At 64.6% G+C, this 26,203-nt stretch carries 21 protein-coding genes and 1 tRNA gene; 8 read left to right on the plus strand and 14 right to left on the minus strand.

Annotated elements, in window-relative coordinates:
- Positions 1-13: 13 nt before the first annotated feature.
- From CH262_RS16620 to CH262_RS16655, 8 genes are all read right to left on the minus strand, one after another.
- Positions 14-703 carry a hypothetical protein gene (locus CH262_RS16620; protein ID WP_027497593.1) on the minus strand — a complete coding sequence of 230 codons (690 nt, stop codon included), beginning with the start codon at positions 701-703 and terminating at the stop codon, positions 14-16.
- Positions 696-1,160 carry an acyl-CoA thioesterase gene (locus CH262_RS16625; protein WP_045841282.1) on the minus strand — a complete coding sequence of 155 codons (465 nt, stop codon included), beginning with the start codon at positions 1,158-1,160 and terminating at the stop codon, positions 696-698. The genes CH262_RS16620 and CH262_RS16625 overlap by 8 nt, the downstream gene beginning before the upstream one ends.
- Before the next feature lie 42 nt (positions 1,161-1,202).
- Positions 1,203-6,035: an NAD-glutamate dehydrogenase gene (locus CH262_RS16630; RefSeq protein ID WP_094717957.1), complete on the minus strand. Its 4,833-nt coding sequence runs from the start codon at positions 6,033-6,035 to the stop codon at positions 1,203-1,205.
- 135 nt (positions 6,036-6,170) lie between these two features.
- Complete coding sequence (locus CH262_RS16635; protein WP_027497596.1) at positions 6,171-6,587, minus strand: acyl-CoA thioesterase; 417 nt, start codon at positions 6,585-6,587, stop codon at positions 6,171-6,173.
- Between the two features lies 1 nt (position 6,588).
- Positions 6,589-8,268: an energy-dependent translational throttle protein EttA gene (gene ettA, locus CH262_RS16640; RefSeq protein ID WP_094718024.1), complete on the minus strand. Its 1,680-nt coding sequence runs from the start codon at positions 8,266-8,268 to the stop codon at positions 6,589-6,591.
- Between the two features lie 125 nt (positions 8,269-8,393).
- Complete coding sequence (locus CH262_RS16645; RefSeq protein WP_094717958.1) at positions 8,394-8,882, minus strand: single-stranded DNA-binding protein; 489 nt, start codon at positions 8,880-8,882, stop codon at positions 8,394-8,396.
- Positions 8,883-9,047: 165 nt separating this feature from the next.
- Positions 9,048-9,707, minus strand: a complete 660-nt coding sequence (locus CH262_RS16650) for an IMPACT family protein (protein ID WP_094717959.1) — start codon at positions 9,705-9,707, stop codon at positions 9,048-9,050.
- A gap of 30 nt (positions 9,708-9,737) precedes the next feature.
- A complete protein-coding gene (locus tag CH262_RS16655) occupies positions 9,738-11,534 on the minus strand; it encodes an ABC transporter ATP-binding protein (protein WP_094717960.1) in 1,797 nt (598 codons plus the stop codon).
- 82 nt (positions 11,535-11,616) lie between these two features.
- On the opposite strand from CH262_RS16655, the gene CH262_RS16660 reads away from it, so the two are divergent.
- A complete protein-coding gene (locus CH262_RS16660) occupies positions 11,617-12,042 on the plus strand; it encodes a MarR family winged helix-turn-helix transcriptional regulator (RefSeq protein WP_027497601.1) in 426 nt (141 codons plus the stop codon).
- Positions 12,043-12,049: 7 nt separating this feature from the next.
- Here CH262_RS16660 and CH262_RS16665 read toward each other — a convergent pair whose 3' ends face one another.
- Positions 12,050-13,963, minus strand: coding sequence for a cytochrome c oxidase assembly protein (locus CH262_RS16665; protein WP_371827926.1), 1,914 nt, complete (start codon positions 13,961-13,963; stop codon positions 12,050-12,052).
- A gap of 209 nt (positions 13,964-14,172) precedes the next feature.
- Complete coding sequence (locus CH262_RS16670; RefSeq protein ID WP_094717961.1) at positions 14,173-15,330, minus strand: XdhC family protein; 1,158 nt, start codon at positions 15,328-15,330, stop codon at positions 14,173-14,175.
- A 146-nt stretch (positions 15,331-15,476) separates the two neighbouring features.
- Between CH262_RS16670 and CH262_RS16675 the strand changes: the two genes are divergently transcribed.
- The 3 genes from CH262_RS16675 to CH262_RS16685 all read left to right on the plus strand — a co-directional run bounded on the left by CH262_RS16675 (position 15,477) and on the right by CH262_RS16685 (position 17,868).
- Positions 15,477-15,549: transfer RNA gene (locus tag CH262_RS16675), tRNA-Arg, on the plus strand.
- Positions 15,550-15,619: 70 nt separating this feature from the next.
- The gene (locus CH262_RS16680; RefSeq protein ID WP_032368221.1) at positions 15,620-16,762 is read left to right on the plus strand and encodes a N(5)-(carboxyethyl)ornithine synthase; all 1,143 of its coding nucleotides are present in this window, start codon (positions 15,620-15,622) and stop codon (positions 16,760-16,762) included.
- Entirely contained in the window at positions 16,759-17,868 is a 1,110-nt protein-coding gene (locus CH262_RS16685; protein WP_094717962.1) for a methyltransferase, read from the plus strand. The genes CH262_RS16680 and CH262_RS16685 overlap by 4 nt, the downstream gene beginning before the upstream one ends.
- Positions 17,869-17,938: 70 nt before the next feature.
- Here the strand turns inward: CH262_RS16685 and CH262_RS16690 are convergent, their stop codons facing one another.
- The 3 genes from CH262_RS16690 to CH262_RS16700 are packed head-to-tail and all read right to left on the minus strand — an operon-like array spanning position 17,939 to position 20,541.
- Positions 17,939-18,175: a hypothetical protein gene (locus CH262_RS16690; RefSeq protein WP_027497606.1), complete on the minus strand. Its 237-nt coding sequence runs from the start codon at positions 18,173-18,175 to the stop codon at positions 17,939-17,941.
- 23 nt (positions 18,176-18,198) lie between these two features.
- Complete coding sequence (locus CH262_RS16695) at positions 18,199-19,383, minus strand: fatty acid desaturase family protein (protein WP_032368223.1); 1,185 nt, start codon at positions 19,381-19,383, stop codon at positions 18,199-18,201.
- A gap of 45 nt (positions 19,384-19,428) precedes the next feature.
- Entirely contained in the window at positions 19,429-20,541 is a 1,113-nt protein-coding gene (locus CH262_RS16700) for a ferredoxin reductase (RefSeq protein WP_032368224.1), read from the minus strand.
- A gap of 195 nt (positions 20,542-20,736) precedes the next feature.
- Between CH262_RS16700 and CH262_RS16705 the strand changes: the two genes are divergently transcribed.
- Entirely contained in the window at positions 20,737-21,363 is a 627-nt protein-coding gene (locus CH262_RS16705; RefSeq protein ID WP_027497609.1) for a TetR family transcriptional regulator, read from the plus strand.
- Between the two features lie 35 nt (positions 21,364-21,398).
- Positions 21,399-22,220 carry an alpha/beta fold hydrolase gene (locus tag CH262_RS16710; RefSeq protein ID WP_032368472.1) on the plus strand — a complete coding sequence of 274 codons (822 nt, stop codon included), beginning with the start codon at positions 21,399-21,401 and terminating at the stop codon, positions 22,218-22,220.
- On the opposite strand, the gene CH262_RS16715 is transcribed toward CH262_RS16710, so the two are convergent.
- Complete coding sequence (locus CH262_RS16715) at positions 22,217-23,539, minus strand: MFS transporter (RefSeq protein WP_094717963.1); 1,323 nt, start codon at positions 23,537-23,539, stop codon at positions 22,217-22,219. The two genes, CH262_RS16710 and CH262_RS16715, sit on opposite strands and share 4 nt — an antisense overlap.
- Positions 23,540-23,622: 83 nt before the next feature.
- Between CH262_RS16715 and CH262_RS16720 the strand changes: the two genes are divergently transcribed.
- Both CH262_RS16720 and CH262_RS16725 read left to right on the plus strand, forming a co-directional pair.
- Positions 23,623-24,150, plus strand: a complete 528-nt coding sequence (locus CH262_RS16720) for a PadR family transcriptional regulator (RefSeq protein WP_094717964.1) — start codon at positions 23,623-23,625, stop codon at positions 24,148-24,150.
- Positions 24,120-26,192, plus strand: a complete 2,073-nt coding sequence (locus CH262_RS16725) for an NADPH-dependent 2,4-dienoyl-CoA reductase (protein WP_094717965.1) — start codon at positions 24,120-24,122, stop codon at positions 26,190-26,192. The genes CH262_RS16720 and CH262_RS16725 overlap by 31 nt, the downstream gene beginning before the upstream one ends.
- Positions 26,193-26,203 lie beyond the last annotated feature (11 nt).

Here is a 26,203-nt window from a genome sequence, read left to right on the forward strand (position 1 = left end):
CGACCGGCCACGCTCAGCGTTCGACGGTGAGCGACAACTGTTGGCCCGGGCGGCGAACGAACACCGACCCGAACCTGGCATCGAGGCGCAACCACACCTTGGTGGCGCGTACTCGTACCACCTCTGCGGCGGCGATCCTCTCCGGGTCGACGTCGATCGTCAACGGATCGTTACCGTCGTGCGGCACGAAACCCATTGCGGTCAAAGCGAATACGGTGCGCATGGTGACCGAGACGTCGTCGCCGTCACCGGTCACGTGCAACACCTGCTGTTCGAGCAACGAGCTCGGCGGCCCGTGACTGCTGCCGTGTTCCTTCGCCAGTGCGGCACCGCGCTGTGCGAGTCCGATGAGCACCCGCGCGGGGACGTCGTCGAGATGCTCGAATCCGCTGTCGGGAGGAAGGGTGCCACGCCAGGCGGAGTCCATCGAGAAACCCGGGTCGATCACGCCGTCGTCCGCGTTCTGCAGAGCGGACACCAACACATCGGCACCCGCACTGGTGTCGTCGGGCACGATGGTTCCCGCAATCACCCGCGCGGCGAGCGCATCGAAACCGGTTGCCGCCCAACACGACACGCCCCCGCCGGCCCGAGTGCGCAACCGAACGACAGCAGCCTCGTCCAAGCGCAATGCCCTGCTGCAGAACGTCTGGAGGTTCTCCCGCTCGACCGCATCGGGAACGGTCAGAACGCGCTCATACACGCTGCCAACTCACCAGGAACTCGCGCTCGGCGGGAGTGAGCCGGCGCAGTCGCTGCGCATCGATGTCGAACGCCGCGATCTGCGTCGACGCCACCACCGCTGCCGGCGTATCCAGCGACGCCCCGCGTGCCCGCACCTCGTACCCCACGACGAAGTCCACCGCGCGGACCGCATCGATCCACATGAAGACGTCGAGGGGTCCGTCCTCGTGTCGCAGCTGCCCGCGATACTTCACGTGCAGATCGGCAATGACGGCACCGTGACGCAGATTCGCAGTCGGCCTGCCGTCCACCAGCAGCCACGGGATCCGCGCCTCTTCGAGCAACGTCACCATTCGCGCGTGGTTGATGTGTTGATACACATCCATATCCGACCACCGCACATCCACAGCGGCGTGAAAGCCCACCCGCTCGGTGGCGGGTCGCTTGTCGGACAGATGGTCGTCGGGCACACTCACGCGGTCACTACCTCTTCTCGATCGAACGGAAGTTCCATGGTGTCAGGGAACCATGTTTCTCACCTGTCGGGCGGCAACCGAGAGTGTGGCCAGGTCCAGCGTCCCCGTCTCGGCGATCTCGGTGAGCGCTGCACGCGAGCGGGCCAACCGCGACGAATTGGTCGATTCCCATTCGGCGATCTTCTCCGTGACCGACTCGTCCGGTTCGCCTGCGGCCAACACGGCCTTGGTGATTCCGCGAAGGGAGGCGTACAGATCGTCACGAAGAGCCAAGCGCGCCAACGAATGCCATCGATCACCGCGGGCAAGCTTCGAGACCGCGGTGAGCAACCAGTCGATGCCGATGTGCGCGTCGAGCGCGAAGTAGAGCTCGGCCACCTCCGCCCCGTCCCGGTCGACGATGTCGGCGATATCGATGATGTCGAGCAAGCAGTACACGTCGAGCAAGCCGTAGATCCGACGTGCCAGCTCGGCCGGAGCACCTCGTTCCATCGCGGCCCCCGAACGCCGGTCCAAATCGACCGCCTGGTGACCGGAGATCCACGACGCGACCCGCGGCTGCAGAGCGCGAACCTGCCCGGCATAGCGACTGATCTCGGCCCCGACCGCCAACGGCTGCGGCCGATTGGCCAACAGCCACCGGGATACTCGATCGAGCATGCGACGCGATTCGAGCAGCAGCTCGGCGGACACTGCGGTGGGTACGTCGGCCGCGCGAATCGAATCCCACACCTCGTCTAGGCCGAAGATTTCGGTGGCCGCGGCGAATGCCCGGATGGCGTCGGTGCCTGCAGCACCGGAGTCCTCGGTCAACCGATACGGGTAGGTGATTCCGCCACAGTCGATGGCCTCGTTGGCGAGCGTCGTCGCCACCAGTTGACGCCGTAGCGGATGCGCCTTGATGGCATCTGCGTACGGACCCCGCAGTGGCTCGGGGAAATACTTGGGTAGCCGGGGGGCGAAGACGTCGCTGTCGGGAAGCTCGCTGTCGAGCAGTTCAGCTTCCAGTGCCAATTTCACGTGCGCCATCAACGTCGCGAGTTCCGGCGACGTCAGTCCACGCCCGTCTTGCTTGCGACGACGGAGATCGGCCTCGGTGGGCAGAGCCTCGAGCTCCCGGTCGAGCCCTCGACGCGTCTCCAGATCCTCGATCACCCGGCTGTGCACCGTCACCAGATGTGGTGCGTCGAATCTGGACGTACCGAGCAACTCGTTCTGCATGATGTTGTCCCACAACACCAATCGCCCGACCTCGTCGGTCATGGACGCAAGCAGCTCATCGCGGTCTTCGCGCGCCAGGTTTCCGTTGGTGATGGCAGTCTCGAGCAGGATCTTGATGTTGACTTCGTGATCGGAACAGTCGACGCCCGCCGAGTTGTCGACGGCGTCGGTGTTGATCTTGCCGCCGGCTGCGGCGTACTCGATCCTGCCCAGTGCGGTGGCACCGAGGTTTCCGCCCTCCCCCACCACGGCCGCCCGCACATCCACGCCGTCGACCCGCACTGCGTCGTTGGCCTTGTCGCCGACTTCGGCGTTGCTCTCACTGGATGCCTTGATGTAGGTGCCGATTCCGCCGTTCCACAACAGATCGGCGGGGGCCTTCAGAATCGCGTTCACCAACTCGGGTGGTGACAGTGCAGCAACCGATTCGTCCAACCCGAGGGCCGAACGTGCTGCGGCGCTGATGGGTACGGATTTGCGGGTCCGCTCCCACACCCCTCCGCCGGTACTGATGAGCGAGGTGTCGTAGTCCGCCCACGACGACCGCGGCAGGGCGAACAAGCGCTCCCGCTCGGCGAACGACGACTCCCGATCGGGGTCGGGATCGAGAAAGATGTGCCGGTGGTCGAACGCCGCGAGCAAACGAATGTGTCGGCTCAGCAGCATGCCGTTACCGAATACGTCTCCGCTCATGTCGCCGACGCCGACGACCGTGAAATCCTGACTCTGCGTGTCGATTCCGAGCTCACGGAAGTGCCGCTTGACGCTCTCCCATGCACCCTTCGCGGTGATTCCCATGGCTTTGTGGTCGTATCCGGCAGATCCACCGGATGCGAAGGCGTCACCGAGCCAGAATCCGTACTCGGCGGCGATGCCGTTGGCCATGTCGGAGAAGGTCGCGGTGCCCTTGTCCGCCGCGACGACGAGGTAGGTGTCGTCTCCGTCGCGGCGCACCACCCCGGTAGGTACCGATACCGATCCGGTGGCGCGGTCGAGATTGTCGGTGATGTCGAGCAACCCGGCGATGAACAGCCGGTAGCAGGCTTTGCCTTCCTCGGCGTACGCCTGTCGATCTCGGTCGGCTTCACCTGTCGTGACCGGAGGACGCTTGACGACGAATCCGCCCTTGGCCCCGACGGGCACGATGACTGCGTTCTTGACCATCTGAGCTTTTGCCAGACCGAGAATTTCCGTCCGGAAGTCCTCCCGTCGATCGGACCAGCGCAACCCACCTCGGGCCACCGCACCGAACCTCAGATGCACCCCCTCGACGCGCGGGGAGTACACGAAGATCTCGAACGTGGGCTTCGGTTTGGGCAGCTCTGCGATGGACTGCGGGTCGAACTTGAGCGAGAGGTACGGGCGATGTGCACCGTCGGATCCCACCACGAAGTGGTTGGTGCGCAACGTCGCTCGAATGAGCTCGAACATGCTGCGCAGAATGCGGTCGGCATCGAGACTGACGACCTCGTCGATCAGCTCGCCGAGCTGGGTTCCGATGGCCTGCGCGTCCGCCTCGGCACTGGTCTCGGGGTCGAACTGCGCCTCGAACAGTCCGACGAGCAGCCGCGCGGTACGCGGATGCGCCAGGAGGACGCCCTCGATGTTGAACTGACTGTAGGGAAAACCCGCCTGCCGCAGGTACTTGGCGTAGGCACGCAACACCACTGCCTGCCGCCAGTGCAGACCTGCGCGCATCACCAGTTCGTTGAAACGATCCGCTTCTGCCGCGCCGCTCCACACGGCCGCGAATGCGTCGGTGAATCGATGCTGGACCCGGCTCTCGCGATCGGCCGTGCCTGCCTCGGACAGCTCGGCGTCGAGGTCCCCGTCGATGGCCGAGCGCAACATCTCACGCGAGGCAGAGAGACCGAAATCGTATATCCAGCAAGACATTCCGTCCGGACGCACCACCGGGTACGGCCGCTCGTCGTCGACCTCCACACCGAGACTCTGCAGAATGGGCAACACCTGGGACAGTGATACGCCCGCACCGCCGATGTACAGCGAGAAGCGCCAGCTCCCCACGGCCGAGCGCTCGTTTCGGTAGAGCTGCATGTCGATCGCTTCGTCGCCGAGTGCTTCGAGGCGGGCAATGTCCGTGACGGCCCTGGCCGGACTGAAGTCCTGCTTGTACGCCTCGGGAAAAGCCTCGGTGTAGCGCTGAATGCGCGCCGGGTCGACGGCTCGGTCGAGGGACACGGCGTCACCCAACGAGTCCTCCCACGTTCGGGTGGTCTCGGTCAGCGCCGCTTCGATCCGGGTGATGTCGTCGGCGGACAGGTGGGGAGAGACGGTGCCCGGTGCGCGGCGCACCGTCACGTGCAGCAGCGCGAGATCCGATTCGGTGACGCGTGCGGTGTAGTCGAGCGAGGTACCACCGAGCTCTCGGAGCAGTCGGTCCTGGATCGCGAGTCGGACGCGAGTGGTGTAGCGATCTCGCGGCAGGTACACCAGAGCACTGACGAAGGACCCACTCGCATCGGGTCGCACGAACAGCTTGACCTTGCGCCGACGACCCAGCGCCAGAACAGCACTCGCCGTTTCGAACAGCCACGAGGCAGAGGTCGCGAACAGTTCCGACCGCGGCATCGACTGCAGCACCTCGAGCATGGCCTGGCCGGAGAAGGACCCGAGATCATGGCCGGCCTTGGCGATCACCGACCGCACTCGACGCTCGATCACCGGAATGTCGAGGACGTTCTCGTGCAGCGCGGTGACGGTGAAGACGCCGACGAATCGATGCTCGGCGGAGTCGTCGGCGTCGATCACACTGACGAAATAGGGGTAGACAGCACGATGAACCGTGGCGGGGTTCGGACCCTGCGTCAGAGCAACCAGATCGCGCTCACCGACCGGTTCGGGTCCGTCTCCATGTTGACCGGCATCGCGCAGCACACCCAGGCTGCTCGATTCCACACCGGTTGCAGTTCGGTCACCGTCGCTACCGTCGATCGTGTATCTGCGGTAACCCAGCAAGGTGTAATGGCCGTCACCCAGCCAACGCAGCAAGGCAGCCGCATCCCGGTGTGCGACGGCTGGTTCGGAGTCGAGGTCGCCGGACGCTGCGGCGACACCGTCCAACCGATCGGCCACGGCAGCCTGCACGCGACGCATCTCGTCGGTGTCGCCGACGACCTGGCGGACATCGGCAAGTACTCGACTCGTCTCCTCTTCCAGCTGCGCGACGGCATCGTCGGAGGTGGACGGGTGCAGCTGCACGTGTATCCAGGATTCCGCGATGCCGGCCGAGCTCGGCCCGACGAGCACTCCCTCTGCGTTCCGATCGACGGAGAGAATGGGATGGACGACGTCGGTGTATTCGATGCCGAGACGCGAGAGCAGCGACATGATCGATTCGACCAGCAACGGCATGTCGTCGGTGACGATTTGTAGGTAGCTTCCCGCACCCTGCTGTGCTGCAGACTCGTTCGGTCGATGGACCGCCACGTTTGCCATCCCCGGCAACCGCTGTGCGGCGAGCCGAACGTGCCGCCGAAAAGAGGCGATGTCGGGGGTATGCGCGGACACTGCGACCGCAGTGGCGTCGGTGTGCTCGAAATACTCCGTACGCAATGTCGCCAACTCGGCCACAAGCCTGTCGTCGAGCCCGTCGGCCCAGTCGTCGTCGGTCAGGTCAAGCGAGCGTGACATTGTTTTCGAGTACTCCCTCGTGAGGATTTCCCGACGCCCGCCGATCGCCGGTCGTCGATGACCCCTCGACCCTAGTGCGGGTGCCCCCACAACCGCAGAGATCTCGGGAACCAGCGCGTCAGGCCGATCCGGCAGTCACGACGAATCGCTGTGGAGATACTCGCTCAGTGCAGTTCGTTCGTGTTCGCGCAGCGGCCTGGACGAGGAGGTGTCGAGATCGAAGGCCACCATCAGTGCCTCCGCGTCTGCACACACCGTTCCGTTTCGATCGGTGACGACGTGCCGAACGCCGTACGAGGTGGTTCCGATACGAGTGATCCACAGCTCGATCACCAGCGGGCCGGAGTCGTCCAGGATCGGGTGCAGGAAGTTGGTGGTCAACGTACGAACCACCACCGCGCCGCGACCTTTCGAGCCCCCCAGGACCGCGTTCAGAAACTGAACGCGGCCTTCCTGGAGGTACTCGACGAACCGGGTGTTGTTGACGTGCCCGAGGCGGTCGGAATCACCCCACCGCACCTGAAGTGTGCAGGTGAAGGTCTGTGCCGACATGTCAGTCTCGGGTCAGCTTCCGGTGCGTGACGCGGTGGGGACGCGCCGCGTCGGGGCCGAGCCGCTCGACCTTGTTGGCCTCGTAGCCCTCGAAGTTGCCCTCGTACCAGTACCAGGCAGCCTCGTTGTCTCCGAAGCCGCCTTCCCACGCCAGGATGTGGGTGCAGGTGCGGTCCAGGAACCACCGGTCGTGCGAGATGACCACGGCGCAACCGGGGAATTCCTCGAGCGCGTTCTCGAGCGATCCGAGTGTCTCGACGTCGAGGTCGTTGGTCGGCTCGTCGAGCAGGATCAGGTTTCCGCCCTGCTTGAGCGTCATTGCCAGGTTCAGACGGTTGCGCTCACCACCGGAGAGAACTCCGGCGGGCTTCTGCTGATCGTGGCCCTTGAATCCGAACGAGCTGATGTACGCGCGCGACGGGAATTCCGAGCTCCCCACGGTGATGAAGTCCAGCCCCTCGGACACCGTTTCCCAGACCGTCTTCTTCGAGTCGATGCCCGAACGGTTCTGGTCGACGTAGCTGAGCTTGACGGTCTGACCGATCTTGACCTCGCCGCCGTCCGGCTCCTCGAGCCCGACAATGGTCTTGAACAGCGTCGTCTTGCCGACACCGTTGGGTCCGATGACGCCGACGATTCCGTTGCGCGGCAACGTGAACGACAGATCCTTGATCAGCACGCGGCCGTCGAAGCCCTTGTCCAGGCTCTTGACCTCGACCACGACGTCGCCGAGGCGCGGCGGGTTGGGAATCTGGATCTCGTCGAAGTCGAGCTTCCTGGTCTTCTCGGCCTCGGCCACCATCTCGTCGTAGCGCGCGAGACGAGACTTGCTCTTGGCTTGACGAGCCTTGGCACCGGAGCGAACCCAGGCGAGTTCGTCCTTGAGCCTCTTCTGCAGCTTCTGGTCCTTCTTGCCCGAGACCTCGAGGCGCGCTGCCTTCTGCTCCAGGTACGTCGAGTAGTTGCCCTCGTACGCGTGCAGTCGACCGCGGTCGACCTCGCAAATCCACTGCGCGACGTGATCGAGGAAGTATCGATCGTGAGTCACGGCGAGAATGGCACCGGCGTAGGCGGCCAAGTGCTGCTCGAGCCACAGCACACTCTCGGCGTCGAGGTGGTTGGTCGGCTCGTCGAGCAGCAGCAGGTCGGGCTTGCTGAGCAGCAGCTTGCACAGGGCCACGCGACGCTTCTCACCACCGGAGAGGTTGGTGACCGGGGACTCGGGCGGCGGGCAGCGCAGCGCGTCCATCGCCTGCTCGAGCTGGGAGTCGATCTCCCAGGCGTCGGCGTGGTCGAGCTTTTCCTGCAGCTCGCCCATCTCTTCCATGAGCTCGTCGGAGTAGTCGGTTGCCATCAGCTCGGCGATCTCGTTGTAGCGCTTGAGCTGGACCATCGTCTCGCCGAGACCATCCTCGACGTTCTCGCGAACGGTCTTGGTGTCGTCGAGAATCGGCTCCTGCATGAGGATGCCGACCGAGGCACCGGGATCGAGGAACGCCTCACCGTTTCCGGGCTGATCGATTCCCGCCATGATCTTGAGGATGCTCGACTTACCGGCGCCGTTCGGGCCGACGACGCCGATCTTCGCTCCCGGGTAGAAGCTCATCGTCACGTCGTCGAGGATGACTTTGTCGCCGTGCGCCTTGCGCACCTTCTTCATGGTGTAAATGAATTCAGCCATGCCGCCCAGCTTATCGGTGCGGCCGCGTCGGAACACCATCGACCGAGTCCGCGCCGAGCCCACATCCGTCGTCCGCGGTCGTGCGCGGGTTGCATCCACCGGGGACGACGGATGTCGGCGGGCCGTCAGGCGGGTACCGCCTCGCGGATGTCGTCACCGATTCGATCGCGATCCGGCTCGTCCTCCGGTGGTTCGGCGGCACCCCGATCGTCGTCGGTGAGTGCCTCGTCTGCAGGTACTTCGGGCGCGACCGTCCTGGTCCGCTGGATTGCCACGTTGCAGCGCGCAAGGTCCGGCCCGACGGCGCTGGCCCGCATCTCGAGGTCGGATCGTTCGACGTCGTCGCGATTGGTGTATTCGTTGGTGCGCAGCTGTCCGTAGGCGATGATCGGATCGCCCTTCATCAACGATGCGCCGACGCCGCGCACGAGTCGACGCCAGCACGTGACCGTGAGATAGAGGGTGCCGCCGTCGGTCCATTCACCGGTGTTGCGGTCCTGCCGTCGGGCATTGCTCGCCATCCGGAAGCTGAGGACCTCGTCGCCGGTGGGCGTGGAGCGCTTGACGGGATTGGTGATGACGGTGCCCACAACAGCGCACTGAGCTTCGTACATGGTGTCTTCCTCTCGATGAATGTCGCGTGATTGCGATCGAGATCGACACTGCTACGCCGGAGCCGCCCGTGACGGACGTGTTCGCGAAATGTGGACAACCGCTGAGCCTGTGGATGAACGTCCAGGATCGGCTGGTCATGACGCCACTCGTGTCGGACCGGTGTGCTACTCGGTTGTTTCTACGTAAACGTGCCCACCGAGAGCCGGCACCACCCGTCCGGCGGTGAGCGACGCCACCAGCGCTGCAGTCGAATCGGCGTCTGCGACGGCGACGGTGAGCACGGCTCGAGTGTCGTAGGCGGTATCGAGCACCAAGGCCCCGTGTCCGCGTAACTCCGATTCGACGCGTCCCACCTCGGCGTGGTCGAGTTCGAGGGTCAGCACGTCGCGTCGCTCTCGGGTGAGAAACCGAGCCTGGGCAAGTGCCTCGGTGACCGCACCGCCGTACGCGCGGGCCAATCCGCCGGTACCGAGCTTGGTGCCGCCGAAATATCTGCCGACCACCGCGACCACGTTGGTCAGCCGATGACCGCGCAACACCTCGAGCATGGGCGTTCCTGCCGTGCCGCTGGGTTCGCCGTCGTCGTTGGATCGCTCGATGCGGTGGGTCAAGTCTTCGTGGACGACAACGATGCCTGCAGCCGAGGATTCGACGATGAATGCCGAACAGTGATGTCCGGCAGTCGGATCCGCTTTCCGCGCCGCTGCGATGACCGCGCGAGCGTCGGCCTCGGTGCTCGCCCTGTCCACCACGGTGACGAACCGCGATCTCTTGACCTCGGTCTCGCACACAACCCGGCCGGCGATCGTTCGAAGCTCGCTCACGCGGCAGCCCAACTCATTGAACAGCCCTGCTCATGCAGCAACGCTGTCCACGACATCGTCTGCGGCACGGACCAATTGGGCGTACATACCGTCTTCGGCGAGCAGAGCCTCGTGGCTCCCGACCTCGCGCACGATGCCGTGATCGAGTACCGCGATGGCGTCTGCTGCACGCACAGTGGACAGGCGATGGGCGATCAGAATGGTGGTACGCCCGTGCATCAAACCGTCGAGCGCTGTCTGCACTGCGCGTTCGGTGCGATTGTCCAGGGCGCTCGTCGCCTCGTCGAGCACCAGAATCGGCGGGTTGCGCAGGACAGTTCGGGCGATTGCGATGCGCTGCTTCTCACCGCCGGAGAATCGGTAGCCGCGCTCACCGACCATCGTGTCGTAACCGTCGTCGAGACCGTCGATGAAGTCGTGGATCTGGGCCGTCCGAGCGGCAGCCACGATCTCGTCGTCGGTGGCGTCGGGTTTGGCGAACCGCAGGTTCTCCCTGATGGTGGCGTGGAACAGGTAGGTCTCCTGAGAGACGACGCCCACCAGGTCGGCAATGTTCTCCGACGCCAGGTGCCGCAAGTCGACACCGTCGATGGTCACCGATCCGGCTGTCGGATCATGCAGGCGGGCAACGAGGTATCCCAGCGTGGTCTTGCCCGATCCGGTTGCGCCGACGAGCGCGAGCGTGCTCCCGGCCGGTACGTCGAGATCGATGTTGCACAACGTCGGGACAGTCGCGGCGGCATAGGTGAAGTCGACGCCGCGGAAAGCGACATCGCCGCGCACGCTCTCTCGCGTGAGTGTGACCGGGTGCTCGGGTTCGGCGACATCGATGGGCAGGTCGAGATACTCGAAGACTCTGCCGAACAACGCCAAGGATGCCTGTACTTCGACGCCGGTGTTGAGCAATTGCATGGTGGGCCGGAACAATTGGGTCTGCAATGCGGTGAACGCGACCAGGGTGCCGATCGTCAACGCACTCCCCTGACCGATGGTGATGCCGGCGAACCAGTACACCAGAGCGGGCATCACGGCGAAGCTGATCTGAATACTCGCCATCCGCCACTTGCCCGCCATCATCGCGGCCAGTTCGACACCGGCCACCTCGTGCGATCGGTCGGCGAATTTGTCGGTCAACGCCTGGGCGGAACCGGTGGTCTTGCCCAGAAGAATTCCACTGACGGACAGTGATTCCTCGATCTGGACGGACAGATCGCTGAGCAATTTCTGCCGCTTGGTCGAGATCTTGCGACGCTCGTCGCCGATACGTCGAGCGACTCGCACGAAGATCGGCAGGATGATCAGCGAGAACGTGGCGAGCTTCCAATCGAGCAGGAAGAGCGCGACCACGGTCGCAGCGACCGTCGTGGCGTTCTGCGCGATGGACGTCGCGGTGTTGGTGACGACGGATTGCATGCCGCCGATGTCGTTCGCGATACGCGATTGCACCTCACCGGTGCGCGTTCGCGCGAAGAATCCGAGGGACTGTCTCTGCAGGTGCGAATAGACCTGCACGCGCAGATCGTGCATGAGTTGCTGACCGACGCCGTTGGACATCCAGGTCTGCACCACGCCGAGAGTGTTGGTGGCGACTGCAACAGCGATCATGCCGACCGCGATGAGGCTGACGAGCGTGACGTCGCGGTCGGGAATTGCATGATCGAGGAGTTCGCGAAGAAGTAGAGGAGAGGCGAGCGCAATGATGGCGCTGGCCACGATGATCGCGCTGACGACAGCGATCTTGCGCCGGTAGGGCGTGAACAGAGCCAGGACTCGTCGGACGGGCGCTGGATCGGAAGCGAGTGGTACGCGTTCGGGACGGCTTTCCAAGTAGACCTCCGTGGTAGCTGAAGTAATATGCAGAGGTTACCTCACTATGAGGTTGTGAGCAAGCCTCGCTATGATCCGTCGTATGGACACCGGACACTCGCCCAACCTGAGCGATTCGTTCATGGCCGTTGCCCGAAGAATTCGGCGAAGCCACATGACTGCGCTGGAACCGTTCGGACTCAACCCGTCGCAGAGCAGGGCCATGCACGTCTTGGCGCGCGAACGAGAATCGGTCCGATTGCGTGATCTGGCCGAGCACCTCCGCATCGTCGCGCGATCGGCCACCGACATCGTCGACTCGCTCGAAGCGGCAGAACTGGTGACGCGAGCGCCGGACCCGAGTGATCGCCGCGCTGTCCTGGTCGAGCTGACCGACGCCGGCCGCGCCCTGCTCGACCGCGTCGACGAGGCACGACGTCAGGTGTCCGCGGACATGTTCGACGGCCTCGAGCCGGCCGAACGCACCGAACTCGACCGTCTTCTGCACAAGATCGCCGACAGCGACTGACGAGAAGCTACTGCCTGCCGTCCCGATCACGACGGGCCAGCTCGGCGAACATCGCGTTGTGCGCGGCCAGGTCGGCGTCGTGGTCACGCTCGGCGGCTCTGTCACCGCGCCTGGCGTCGCGATCGTCGCTGCGGGACCACTGAATCAGCAGTGCGAGCATGACCAGCACGAGAGGCACCTCGCCGGTCGCCCACGCGATGCCGCCACCGAGCTTCTGGTCCCCCAGTAGGTCGGAGTTCCAGTCGAGGCCGAGCGTGCGGTAGAACCAGGCACCCATGACGGTGTTCATGCTCATCAGCGCCACACCGAAGAACGCATGGAACGGCAGTGAGCCGAACACCACGGCGAGTTTGGTGACCGGAGCAATCTTGCGCGGAGACGGATCGACGCCGATGACCGTCCAGTAGAACAGGTATCCGCTGAGCACGAAGTGCAGGTTCATCAACAGATGAGCTCCGTGACTGTCCAGTACGGCCCCGAAGATTCCGCCGAGGTAGAGCACGTAGAAGCCGCCCACGAAGATCAGCGCCGCGACGAGCGGGTGGGTGACGAACTGCGACAGTCGACTGTGCAGGCCCATCAGCAACCACTCGCGCATCCCCGGGACGCCGTCCTTGCCTGCCGCGGGCAGGACACGCAACGCCAACGTCAGTGCACCACCGAGCGCGAGAAGAACCGGCGCGAGCATCGACAGCATCATGTGTCCGGTCATGTGCACGCTGAACACTGCCGTGGAATACCGTCCGATACCCGAAGACGTACTGATCAGCAGTGTGAGGCAGCCCAGGACCCAGGCGACGGTGCGACCGACGGGCCACGCGTCGCCGCGCAGTCGCAGCCGACGGACCCCGATCAGATACACCACGGCCATCACGATCGCGGCGGTGCCGAAGATCAGGTCGAAGCGCCAGTCGAAAGCCATACGAGCGAACGTCGGCGGTCCGCTGAGGTCGTATCCGAGCGCGGCCTCGGTCGGCGTCAGGTTCGGGTCGATCTCGGCGGGCGGTGGTGTTCGCCCGAGGCCGACGGCCAGACCGACGGTCGCGGCGAGAACGAGCACCTCGGCCCCGGCGAACCGGAGCAGCGGTCCACGGGCGGTGGGATCGGCGATCAGTGCGGGCAGAGCGCGGCGCCGCTGCATCCAGCCGAATCCGCCGAGCACGATCAACGCGAGAATCTTGCCCACGATCAGCAGGCCGTACGTCGTGGTGAACAGGTCGGCGAGGGACACCCGAACCAGGGCGTTGATGACTCCGCTGATGCCCATGACGACGAAGCAGACACCGGCGATCGTGGAGAACCGCCGAGCAGCGACGTCGGTGTGCGCGCCGCGTCTGCGGACATGTGCAAGCAGTGCGAACAGCCCGCCCGCCCACAACGACGCGGCACCGAGGTGCAGGATCAGCGAGTTGGTCGCGATGTCATGCGATCCGCCCGCCGAGGAATGACCACTGAGCGCAATGGGCAGCAGGGTGGCCAGCGAGAATCCGAGCAGCGCAGGCGTCCAGGACCACCGCAGTACCGTCCGCGACGCAATGGCGACCACGACGGCCATGATGGCCGTCCACCGCCATGCACTGGCGATCTCCACCTGATCCAGCGCGATCCACAGATTCGCCGGCTTCACGGCCTCGGCGAACGGCTGGCCGGAGGTGTCGGACAGCGTCAACGGCACGAGGAGAAGCGCACATACGGCCCAGACGATGGATGCGACCGAGCCGGTGCGAACCGCCCGGTAACCGTCCACGTCGAGCACGCCGTTCTTCTGCGGCGGAACCAGGAACGCCGCCAGCAGGAACGAGCCGACCGCGATGACCGCTGCGATCTCACCGATCGCACGCAGGGCGGGTAGTCCGTAGGTGGTGGCCGGGCCGGGATCAGGGATACCGAGCAGGACCAACGCGTCCGACGCGGACAGCATGACGATCAGGGCAGCGACGACACCGGCGATGACGCCGGCAGTGACGAACACCGACGTGGTTGTCGAGCGGGGATCTGCACTGCCCGTACCCTCGTCCGACCGCACATCGCCGGTGGAGTCCCCGGCGTGCGACGGGTCGGTCTTGTCGAGATCCGGTGTGGCCATACCACCAGAGTAAGAGGTGTTCGGCAGTACTCGAAACGCGAGTCCTACACAGCGTCGTACTTTGCCCCGTCCTCGGCGTCCAGCGAGTCGTGGTGGATGCGTCCGTGCTGCTGCCGGAGAGGCGTGCCGCTCCCGCCCCATCTCTGGGCGATGATCTCCGCCGCAATGGACACCGCGGTCTCCTGCGGCGTGCGTGCACCCAGGTCGAGTCCGATCGGGCTCGACAATCGTGCGAGTTCGGTCTCGGTCACTCCTGCCGCCCGTAACCGGGCGATGCGATCGTCATGGGTTCGCCGCGAGCCCATCGCTCCGACGAACGCCAGGGCCGGAATCCGCAACGCCACTTCGAGCAGTGGCACATCGAACTTCGGGTCGTGAGTCAACACACAGACCACGGTCCGTTCGTCCAACTCCCCCGCCGCCCACTGTTGGTTCAGGTAGTCGTGCGGCCACGCGACCACCACCTGCTCGGCAGCGGGAAAGCGCTGCGGGGTCGCAAACACGGATCGGGCGTCGCAGACGGTGACGCGGTAGCCCAGAAAGGCACCCTGCTGCGCAACCGCCGCAGCGAAGTCGATGGCACCGAACACGAGCATTCTGGGCGACGGCGCATGACTGGACACGAACACCTGCATTCCCTGACCGCGGCGCTGGCCGTCGGTTCCGTACGTCAGAACAGCCGAACGTCCCGCTGCGAGTAGCCCTTTCGCGTCGTCGGCAATGGCGGCGTCGGCCCGCGAGCTGCCGAGGGAACCGCGAATACCCGACTCCGTCAGAACTGCTCTCCGACCGACCCGTGTTGCGTCGGCATGAGCGATCACGGTGGCCACTGCAACCGGGACGTTGCGGCGCACGTTCGCCACGACGTCACCGAACTCGGGAAAGGTGTGCTTCGACACCGCCTGCACGAACACATCCAGCGTTCCCCCACACGTGAGCCCGACTGCGAATGCGTCGTCGTCCGACACCCCGTATCGAGTGAGTATCGGCGTACCGGACTGCATCACGTCCTGCGCCGACTCGTACACGGCACCCTCGACGCAGCCGCCGGACACCGAACCGGCGACCGCACCGTCCTGGCCGACCATCATCGACGCACCCACAGGACGCGGCGCGGAGTCGAATGTCTGCACGACCGTTGCCATCGCGGCCGCGTCGCCGGTCTGCCAGGCGTGCAGCAGCTCGTCCAGAATGTCGTGCATCGAACCTCCTTCGGGTGCCGGCCGGAACGTCTACGACATCACAGGCTTCCCCCTGCACTGCTCCCTCAACCCATGCCGGTGTCGTCGCCGTAGGCGGAAAGGTACACTCGTCAACCGTGCTCGAGCGGGCCTGTCCGCACGTGCCAGCCTCCGTAGCTCAGGGGATAGAGCAAGGGCCTTCTAATCCCTTGGTCGCAGGTTCGAATCCTGCCGGGGGCACCCTCTGACCAGCGCTGACGCTGGACGACTCGCGTTACTGTGGTTGACTTCGCGTAACGAAGGGTTACACGTGCATCAGCTCACTCTCGGAGTCCTCTCACGTTCGCGCAAGCCCGATGAGCGTCGACTACCGATTCATCCTCTTCATTTCGATCGCATCGACGCCGACATTCGAAGCCGAATGTTCCTCGAATCCGGCTACGGCGAACCGTTCGGAATCTCCGACGAGCACCTGGCCACGCAGGTCGCGGGCATCGGCACCCGCGCCGAACTCATTGCTCGATGCGACGTGATTCTGCTGCCGAAGCCTCAGGCCGAAGATCTCGAGTCTCTTCGACCCGGCCAGACGCTCTGGGGTTGGCCGCACTGTGTGCAGGACGAAAGGCTCACCCAGATCGCTGTCGATCGCAAACTCACGCTGATCGCCTTCGAGGCCATGAACCACTGGACGCAGGACGGCTGGTTCAATCTTCATGTGTTCCACAAGAACAACGAATTGGCCGGGTACTGCTCGGTGCTGCACGCATTGCAGCTGATCGGTTCCACCGGGGACTACGGCCGCAGGTTGCGGGCCGCTGTCATCGGTTTCGGGGCCACGGCTCGCGGCGCGGTCACCGCGCTCAGTGCACACGGGATTCACGACGTCGATGTCCTCACTCAGCGTGGGGTCACGGCGGTGGGTTCGCCGATCCACTCGGCCAACATCGTCAACTTCGATCTCGACGACGCCGATCCCCGCCAGAGCCGAGCTCTGACTCCCGACGGTCGAATCCCACTCTCGCAGTTCCTGTCCGACCACGACGTGATCGTCAATTGCGTACTACAGGATACGAACTCACCGCTGACGTTCCTGACGAACGAGGACCTGCCCACATTGACGCCGGGCACGCTGGTCGTGGACGTCTCGTGTGACGAGGGAATGGGATTCGAATGGGCTCGGCCCACGTCGTTCGCCGACCCGATGTTCACCGTCGGTGACAACGTGCACTACTACGCCGTCGACCACAGCCCGTCCTATCTGTGGAATTCGGCGACGTGGGAGATCAGCGAATCGTTGCTGCCCTACCTTCGCGTGGTTCTCGACGGGCCCGCGGCGTGGAGTGAGGACGCCACCATCGAGCGTTCCATCGAAATCAGGGAGGGCGTCATCGTGAACCCCAATATCCTTGCCTTCCAACATCGCAGTGCGGAGTACCCGCACACTGCAGCATGAGCGTCACGTGGGTCGAGGACGGCATCGAACGATCCGCGCGTTGGCAGTCGGAGAACGGTGCGCCGCCACCGCGGGTGATACGGATCGTCGACGACGCGACGACGGCGGACGTGGCCTACAAGCTGGCGACGATCGGCGAGTCCCTGCTGTGGCGTAGCGATTACAACAACGCTCGCCAGCTCCTGTCGGCCATGACGCGGCGGGTACCACCGGCCACACAGCCCGAGAACGCGTCGCCCGCCGAGCGGTTCCACCTGCATCGTCAGTATCAGGCGCGGCGCGCACGGGTATTGGGAATGCTTCTGGTGCAACTCGATTCGGATCTACGGCTCGATCTCGGCCGAGCGCCGGAGGTGCGATCGGCCGTAGCGGAAGCACTGGGTCCCGATGCCTCGGCCTGCGTGCTGTCACTCCGTGAACTCCTCGGGATCATCGGCGCACACGAGTGGCGCCGCAAGGGAGTGTTCGTGCCGGCGCTGGACGCGTCCGTTCATCCCCACTACGGAGTGTTCTCGCCTGTCCGCGGTGAGTACATTCAGCTCGTCGCCGACGCACCGCTACCTGCCACGGACCGGGCTTTCGACATCGGGACGGGCTCGGGTGTGCTGGCTGCGGTACTCGCGCGCCGGGGCGTACCTGCGGTGGTGGCGACCGACAAGGACCCCCGATCGGTCGCGTGCGCCCGCGCCAATCTCGACGCACTCGGGTACAGCGATCGGGTCGAGGTGGTGCAGACCGACATCTTCCCGAGCGGCCGCGCGGGATTGATCGTCTGCAACCCGCCGTGGATACCCACCAAGCCGACGTCGGGGATCGAGCATGCCGTCTACGATCCCGGTTCTCGCATGCTCAAATCGTTCCTCAGCCGCCTCGGCGGGCATCTGACGCCCGACGGCGAGGCCTGGTTGGTGTTGTCCGACCTCGCCGAGTTGCTCGGATTGGTTACGCGCACAGACCTTCTCGCGTCGATCGACAAGGCCGGCCTGACCGTCGTCGACCGGATGGACACCGCGCCATCGCATTCTCGAGCGACCGACGCCTCCGATGTTCTGCACGAAGCCCGGTCGCGCGAGACCACGTCGCTGTGGAGACTGCGCCGCCGCTAGCCATCCGCGCCCGAGACACGAGAAAGCCGCCCGAGCAATGCTCGGGCGGCTTCGTCGATCGTGCGGTGAGTCAGTGCCGGTCGCGGGTCTCGAACTCCCCGTTGATCACCGTGCCCAGCGGCGCGTCCCGCTCGGCCTTCTTCGCGGCCTCGCGCATTTCGATTCCATCGGTGATCAGATCGCCGATCTCGCGAGTGACGTCACGGACCGCTCCGGCGATGATCACCACGATTCTGCCGACGTGTGTTGCCGCAGACTCGGTGAAATCCTGCACGGTGTCCTTGTTGCGCTCGAACCTTCCCACCACCAGGACCGCCCCCTTCGAAGTCGTCACGCTGCGTCGGTCTTCTTACGCTCGACGATAACACTGGCCGGAGCCGCCGATCCGGTGAGCGAGTTGGGCAGAGCGAGCTTGAAGATCTTGCCCCACACGGTACCGATCTGGTGGAAGAAGCCGCCGGTGTTGTACGGCAGGTCGTACTTCTGGCACAGAGCCTTGACCTCGGGTGCGATCTGCGGGTAGCGGTGCGCGGGCAGATCCGGGAAGAGGTGGTGCTCGATCTGGTGCGAGAGGTTGCCGGACATGATGTGGAACAGCGGCGAACCCTCGATGTTGGCCGATCCGAGCATCTGACGGACGTACCATTCGCCCCGGCTCTCGTCGGCGGTCTCCTCCTGACTGAAGGTCTGCACCCCCGTCGGGAAGTGGCCGCAGAAGATGATCGAGTACGTCCACACGTTGCGGATCAGGTTCGCAGCAACGTTGCCGACCACGGTCGAGGCGAAGAACGGCCCGGTCAGAGCTGGGAAGATGACGTAATCCTTGAGAGCCTGCTTGCCCGCCTTGCGCCACATTCCCTGCAGCAACGGCTTGACGTCGTGCCACTTCCTCTTGCCGGCGACGATGTTCTCGGTCTCGAGGTCGTGCAGCATGACGCCCCATTCGAAGAACGTCATGAGCAGGAATGCGTAGACGGGGTTGCCCAGGTAGTACGGGTTCCACTTTTGGTCCTGATCCATGCGCAGGATTCCGTACCCGATGTCGCGGTCCATGCCGACGATGTTGGTGAATGTGTGGTGCATGTAGTTGTGCGAGTGCTTCCACTGGTCTGCCGGGCAGACGGTGTCCCACTCGAACACCTCGGAGTTCAGACCCGGCTCACGCATCCAGTCGTACTGGCCGTGCATGACGTTGTGGCCGATCTCCATGTTGTCGAGGATCTTCGCGACGCCGAGTGCGCCGACACCGGCGAGCCATGCCGGCGGGACGAAAGGCAGGTACATCAGTGCGCGTCCGGTGATCTCGAGCCCGCGCTGCGCCTTGATGATCTTGTAGATGTATTCGCGGTCCTCGTCGCCCAGTTTGGCGACGGTGCGGGCCCGCAGGTCGTCGAGTTCGCGGCCGAGCTCTTCGACCTGTTCGTACGTCAGTACGGTCGGCTCGTCGGGCAGCGTTTCGTTGCGTCGGAAGGGAATGACGGCGGTGGGCAGGATCGAGAGAATCGTTCCGAGCATCTGCTGATCTCCAATTCGATCGGGTGGTGGGCGGGAGCTCCGGGACTAGATGTCGATGTCGACGTCGCCGACGGCAACGGACACACAGAGCTGGATCTTCTTGTCGGATTCGGTGTCGGTCTCACCGGTCTTGATGTTCTTGGTGCAGCCGGACTTCTTCACCGAGGTGCAGGTGAAGCAGATGCCCATTCGGCACCCGTTGGCCGGCGACAGACCGGCTCCCTCGGCTTGTTCGAGCAACGTTGCACCGTCGTTCTCGGCGGCGACGTCACTTCCGGAGAACGTGGTGGTTCCGGTGACGTCGTCGCTCACGGTGGCGAAGGACGGTGTGAATTCCTCGAGGTGCAGTCGGTCGCCGAGCCCTGCGTCGTCGAAGAACGACGTCACGCCCTTCATCAGCCCGGGCGGACCGCACAGGAAGGTGTCCGCGTCTGCGAACCACGGTGCCACGGCGTCGAGATGCTCTTTGCCGAAGAACCCGTGCAGGTCCCCGCCGGTCGTCTGCTCGGTGTACGCGAAGACGAGGTTCACGTTGTCGTGCTCGGCGGCGATCTTCTCGAGCTCCTGCTTGTACGCGACGTCGTTCTCGGTGTACGCGTAGTGCAGGAACGTCAGGTCGCTGCTGTACCCCTCGTCCAGCAGCGACCTGAGCATGGACAGCACGGGCGTGATGCCGCTGCCGCCGCTGATCAGCAGCGTGCGCGCCGGGCGTGGCTGGGGAAGCTTGAACGTGCCGTCCGCCTGCGACAGGCTGACGACGAGGCCGACGTGCGCGTTCTTGTGCAGATACTGCGAGACCAGCCCCTCGGGGTGCGCCTTGATCGTCAGCTCGATTCGGCCGTCCTTGCGGTACTGCGAACAGGCCGGCGAGTAGCAGCGAGTCTGACGTACGCCGTCGATGACCACCCCGACCTGAACGAACTGGCCGGCCTGAAAGCCCTTCCACTGTCGTGTGGGGCGGATGGTGAGCGTCAGCGAATCTTCGGTGGACCGGTGTATCTCGGTCACTTCGCCGCGCAGATCACGAACGGTCGTCATGGGGTCGACCAGCTCCAGGTACCGATCGAGCGCGTGGGGCGTGGCCATGGCCTCGAACAGGGAAAGAAGCGAGAACTTGCGCGAACCCGTGGGTCGCGTCGGACGTTCTTGAAGCGTCATTCCATCCTCCCTAACCGGATCGAACCCTACGACCCATTCAGTGAACGATTGTGCACTAACATGAGTGTGACAGAGCGACACCGGTACCTGTCAACGTTTATGTGACCGCCATTACAGACCTCATGTGAAGTTCACGGGGACCGCGGAAGCAACCGGAGGGGAGATCACAGAGTGCCCGCCCATAAACTGGACGCCGTGACAGAACCGGGTACCCGCGCGGAGCGCAAGGAGCGCACGCGGCAGGCCTTGATCGACGGCACACTCGATCTGCTTCGCGAACGGTCGTTCGCGAGCGTGAGCCTGCGTGAGGTCGCGCGGTCCGCCGGCATCGTCCCCACCGCGTTCTATCGACACTTCGCGTCCATGGAAGACCTCGGGGTCGCGTTGGTCGAGGACAGCATGCGCATGCTGCGCCAGATGCTGCGCGACGCCAGACGCAACCCGAGTACCAAGACGGCCACCGAATCCTTCGGCATCCTGGTTCGTCAGGTCCGCAGCCACGAGGATCAGTTCCGCTTCCTCAGTCGCGAGCGCTACGGCGGAGTCACCGAGGTACGTCGCGCGTTCGCCACCGAGCTCCGGCTGTTCGTCAGCGAGCTGACCATCGACCTCTCTCGCATGCCCGGTCTCGAACGATGGGACGTCTCCGATCTCGAGATGACGGCCGACCTCCTGGTCTCGACGATGCTGACGGCAGTGGTCGGTCTGTTGGAAATCGACCGACCGGGTAGTCAGAACGAGAAAGACCTCATCGAACGCACCGAGAAGCAGATCCGGATGATCATGCTGGGGATGAGCAAATGGGAACCGCGACGGGCTTGACCGTCGGGCACGAGCGCGAGCCGCGAAGGAGCATCATGACCACCGAGGTACACATCGGCGAGTACACGTTCGAGCTGGCGCAGGCAGGTCCCGTCGACGGCGTACCCGTCGTTGCGCTGCACGGCTTTCCACAGACCAACGCGTCGTGGTCGCGGGTGACCCCCGAATTGACGGCCGCGGGCTGCCGCGTCCTGGCCCCCAACCAGCGGGGCTACTCCCCCGGTGCCCGCCCGATCGGCGTCGAGCACTACCGCATCGAGCGTCTCACCGAGGACGTCCTCGGTCTGCTCGACGCCTTCGACCTGAACTCGGCGCACCTCGTGGGCCACGACTGGGGTGCTGTGGTCGCCTGGCATGTCGCTGCCGAACATCCCGACCGCGTCCGAAGCCTCACTGCCGCATCCGTTCCGCATTCCGCGGCGTTCAACTGGGCCATTCGCGAGGACCCGGACCAGCAACAGCGGTCGCAGTACTTCGGTTTGCTTCGCGAACCCGAGAAGGCCGAGCGAGTACTGACCGAGAACAACGCGCAACGGCTCCGCGCGATGTTCGGGGCCGAGAGCCTGGACGACGAATACGTTCGGCATCTGACGGTGCCGGGAGCACTGACGGCTGCGTCGAGTTGGTATGCCGCGATGACGCGGGAGTTCGCGAACCTACCCGCAGTGACGGTGCCGACCACCTACGTGTGGAGCAACGGCGATACCGCCATCGGTCGAGCCGGCGCGGAGCGCTGTGGCGAGTTCGTCGATGCGCCGTACCGATTCGTCGAACTCGACGGCATCTCCCATTGGATCCCCGAGGAAGCCCCCGACAGACTCGCAGCCGAGATCTTGGATCGCATCGGGTCGGTCTAAACCTGTTCCGGGGCGCGAACTTTGAGCAGTGCCAGCAGCCCGGCGGCGAGGACGATGATCAGCCCGGCGATACCTGCGCGGTCGGCGTCGAACATCCACACGAACAGCCCGAACAGCGAGGGCGCGAGAAACGACGCGGCCCGACCCGTCGTCGCGAACAGTCCGAAGAACTGCCCCTCGCGCCCGGGCGGTGCCAGTCGGGCCAGGAAGGTGCGCGCAGACGATTGCGCGGGCCCCACGAACAGGCACAGGATCAGCCCGAAGATCCAGAACATCGTCGGGCCCGACACGAACAGCAGAATGGTTCCGGCCGCGATCATCGACGTGAGCGAGAAGACGATGACCTTCTTGGGTCCGATTCTGTCGTCGAACCGCCCGGCGACGATGGCACCGAGGCCTGCGATGACATTGGCGGCGACGCCGAACAGCAGTACGTCCGCCGCGCCGATGCCGTAGACGCTGACGGCGAGAACGGCTCCGAAAGTGAACACGCCCGCCAGTCCGTCTCGGAACAGTGCGCTGGCGATCAGGTAGTAGACGGCACGCCGGTCTGCGCTCCACAACTCGCGCACATCACGAAAGAGAACGCGATAGGACTCCGCGAAGCCGGCCTGTGCCGCCTCGGGATCGGCGATGGCCCTGGGTACTTCGGGAACTGCGAACATCACCGGGATGGCCGAGACCGCGAACCAGACGGCCGCCAGCACGGCGACGAGCCTGATGTTGAGCCCTCCGTCGGTGCTCAGCCCCAGCAGGCCCCGAGTGTCGCCGTCCCCGACGATGAAACCGAGGTAGCACAGAAGCAGTAGGACGATTCCACCGAAATAGCCCATCGCCCAACCGTATCCGGACACGCGTCCGATATTGGCCGGGGTGGAGACCTGCCGCAGCATCGAGTTGTACGGAATACTGGCCAGCTCGAACATGATGGATCCGAGACCGAGCAGCAGCAGCCCGAGCCACAGATAGTGGTAGTCGTCCTGTACGAAGAACAAGCCGGCCATGGCCACGACCGTCAACGCGGTCAATAGCCCCAGCAGCCATTTTCTCTTGCCGCGGGCGTCGAAGTACTGCCCGCACACCGGCGCGAGCAGTGCGATGACGACGCTGGACGCGGCGATCGACCAGCTGAACCACGTGGTCGCCGAGATGGATCCGGGTAGGTCGTCACCTACGGCATCGGTGAGATACACCGAGAACACGAACGTGAGAATGACGGCATTGAACGCGGCCGATCCCCAGTCCCAGAACCCCCAGGCGGTGACCTGCTTACGCGTTGTGGCGACTCCGACGACAGCGGCCTCCGGCTGGGTTCCCATGGTTGCCAACACTAGCCCGCGACGGGCCCACGTTTGGGTGCACCTAGTTGCATAGTCACCACGTTGCATACATACTCTCGGGTGTGGCTTTGGAACACGCGATTCTGGTCTCCCTCGCCGAGCTGAGCGGCTCGGGGTACGAGCTCGCCCGACGGTTCGACAAGTCCATCGGCTTCTTCTGGAGTGCAACTCATCAGCAGATCTACCGCACTCTGACGCGGATGGATGGAGCGGGCTGGATCACCGGTGAGGCAGTCGCGCAGGACGGCCGACCCGACAAGAAGGTCTATTCGGTCAGCGCTGCGGGCCGCGCCGAGCTCGATCGGTGGATTGCTGCGCCGACCGATCCCTCGCAGCTTCGCGAGGAACTCGCAGTGAAGATTCGCGGTGCCGCCAACGGTGACATCGAAGCGTTGAAAGTCGAAGTCGCCCGCCACCGCGACGTACATGCCACCCGTCTCGACGTGTATCGACTGATCGAGAAGCAGGACTTTCCGGCCCCCGCTGCCCTGACCGGTACCGCGCTGCATCAATACCTGGTGCTCCGCGGCGGGATTCGTGTCGAAGAAGGATTCACCGAATGGTGCACCGAGGTATTGGAGAAACTGTGAAGACCGAGCAGACCACTGGTCCGTACCCGATTCTGTTGTCGCCGTTGGACGTCGGCGCAACCACGCTGAAGAACCGCGTGATCATGGGATCGATTCACACCGGCCTCGAAGATCGCGCCCGCGACACCGGACGCCTCGCGGCCTACTTCGCCGAGCGGGCCCGCGGCGGAGTCGCACTCATCATCACCGGGGGTTACGCCCCCAATCGCACCGGGTGGCTGTTGCCGTTCGGGGCCAAGCTGACCAACCGCATCGAGGCCCGTCGGCACCGCAGGATCACCGCTGCCGTGCACCGCGAAGGCGGCAAGATCGCGCTCCAGATCCTCCATGCCGGACGCTATTCCTACCAGCCGCTGAGTGTGTCGGCATCGTCGATCAAAGCTCCCATCAATCCTTTTCGGCCCAGGCGATTGACCTCGAGGGGCGTTCGCTGGCAGATCAGAAACTTCGTGCGGTGCGCCCGACTCGCACAGAGCGCCGGCTACGACGGCGTCGAAATCATGGGCGGCGAAGGCTACTTCATCAACCAGTTCCTCTCCGAGCGCACCAACAAGCGACGCGACGAATGGGGCGGTTCCGCGGAGAACCGTCGCCGAATGGCAGTCGAGATCGTGAGACAGACGCGGGCTGCGGTTGGCCCGGACTTCCTCATCGTGTTCCGGCTGTCGATGGCCGACCTCGTCGAGGAGGGCCAGAGCTGGAACGACATCGTTGCCCTCGCCGAGGACGTCGAGGCCGCAGGCGCGAACATCATCAACACCGACATCGGCTGGCACGAATCGCGGGTGCCGACCATCGTCACCTCCGTCCCCAGGGCGGCGTTCGCCGACATCACCGGCAAGCTCGAAAAATACGTGAGCATCCCCGTCGCCGCGTCCAACCGCATCAACATGCCCGAGATCGCCGAGAACATCCTCGCCCGCGGCGACGCGCAGCTGATCGCCATGGCCAGGCCGATGCTCGCCGATCCGTTCTGGGTCGAGAAGGCTGCTTCCGATTCCGCGGATCGAATCAACACCTGCATCGCCTGCAATCAGGCCTGCCTCGACCACGCCTTCGTACACAAGAAGGTCTCGTGCCTGGTCAACCCTCGCGCCGGTCGCGAGATCGACCTGCAGTTGTTGCCGACGAAGAAGACCAAGAAGGTGGCAGTCGTCGGGGCCGGGCCCGCCGGACTGTCTGCGGCGCTCACCCTTGCGCAACGCGGACACGCCGTCAGCCTGTTCGAGGCCAGGAGCGAGATCGGCGGCCAATTCGGTATCGCCCGTCTGATTCCCGGCAAGGAAGAGTTCGCCGAGACCATTCGCTACTTCTCCACCGCTCTGCGCGACGCGGATGTTGCGGTACACCTCGATACTCGGGTTACCGCCGCAGAACTCGCCGCGGCCGAATTCGACGAGGTGGTCCTGGCCACCGGTGTCACTCCTCGAATGCCGCAGATCCCAGGTATCGATCACCCGTCCGTGCTCTCGTACGCGGAACTGGTGCGCGACGGTAGGGCCGTCGGCGACCGGGTCGCGGTCATCGGTGCCGGCGGCATCGGCATCGACATCTCCGAGTTCCTCACCACCGACGCCTCCCCCACGCTGGACCTGAAGGAATGGAAGCAGGAGTGGGGAGTCACGGAGCCCGAGGCCGCGCCGGGCGCGTTGACCACCCCGGTGCCTGCCGCATCTCCTCGGGAGGTCTACCTCCTGCAACGCAAGCCGGGACGTATCGGGGCCGGTCTCGCGAAGACCACCGGGTGGGTTCACCGCGCAGCGTTGAAAGCCAAAGGCGTGCATCAGCTTTCGGGGGTGAACTACGAGAAGATCGACGATGCGGGCCTGCACATCTCGTTCGGCGAGAAGCACGAACGCCCACGCTTGCTCGAGGTCGACACCATCGTGATCTGCGCGGGCCAGGAGTCGGTCCGCGATCTGGTCGACGAGCTGAAGGCCGCGGGCACCACCACACACATCATCGGCGGTGCGGACGTGGCGGCAGAGTTGGACGCCAAACGGGCGATAGAGCAGGGCACCCGGCTCGCGGCCACGATCTGATCTGTCCGCTA

Source organism: Rhodococcus sp. 05-2255-1e (assembly GCF_002259025.1).
GTDB classification, from domain to species: domain Bacteria; phylum Actinomycetota; class Actinomycetes; order Mycobacteriales; family Mycobacteriaceae; genus Rhodococcoides; species Rhodococcoides fascians.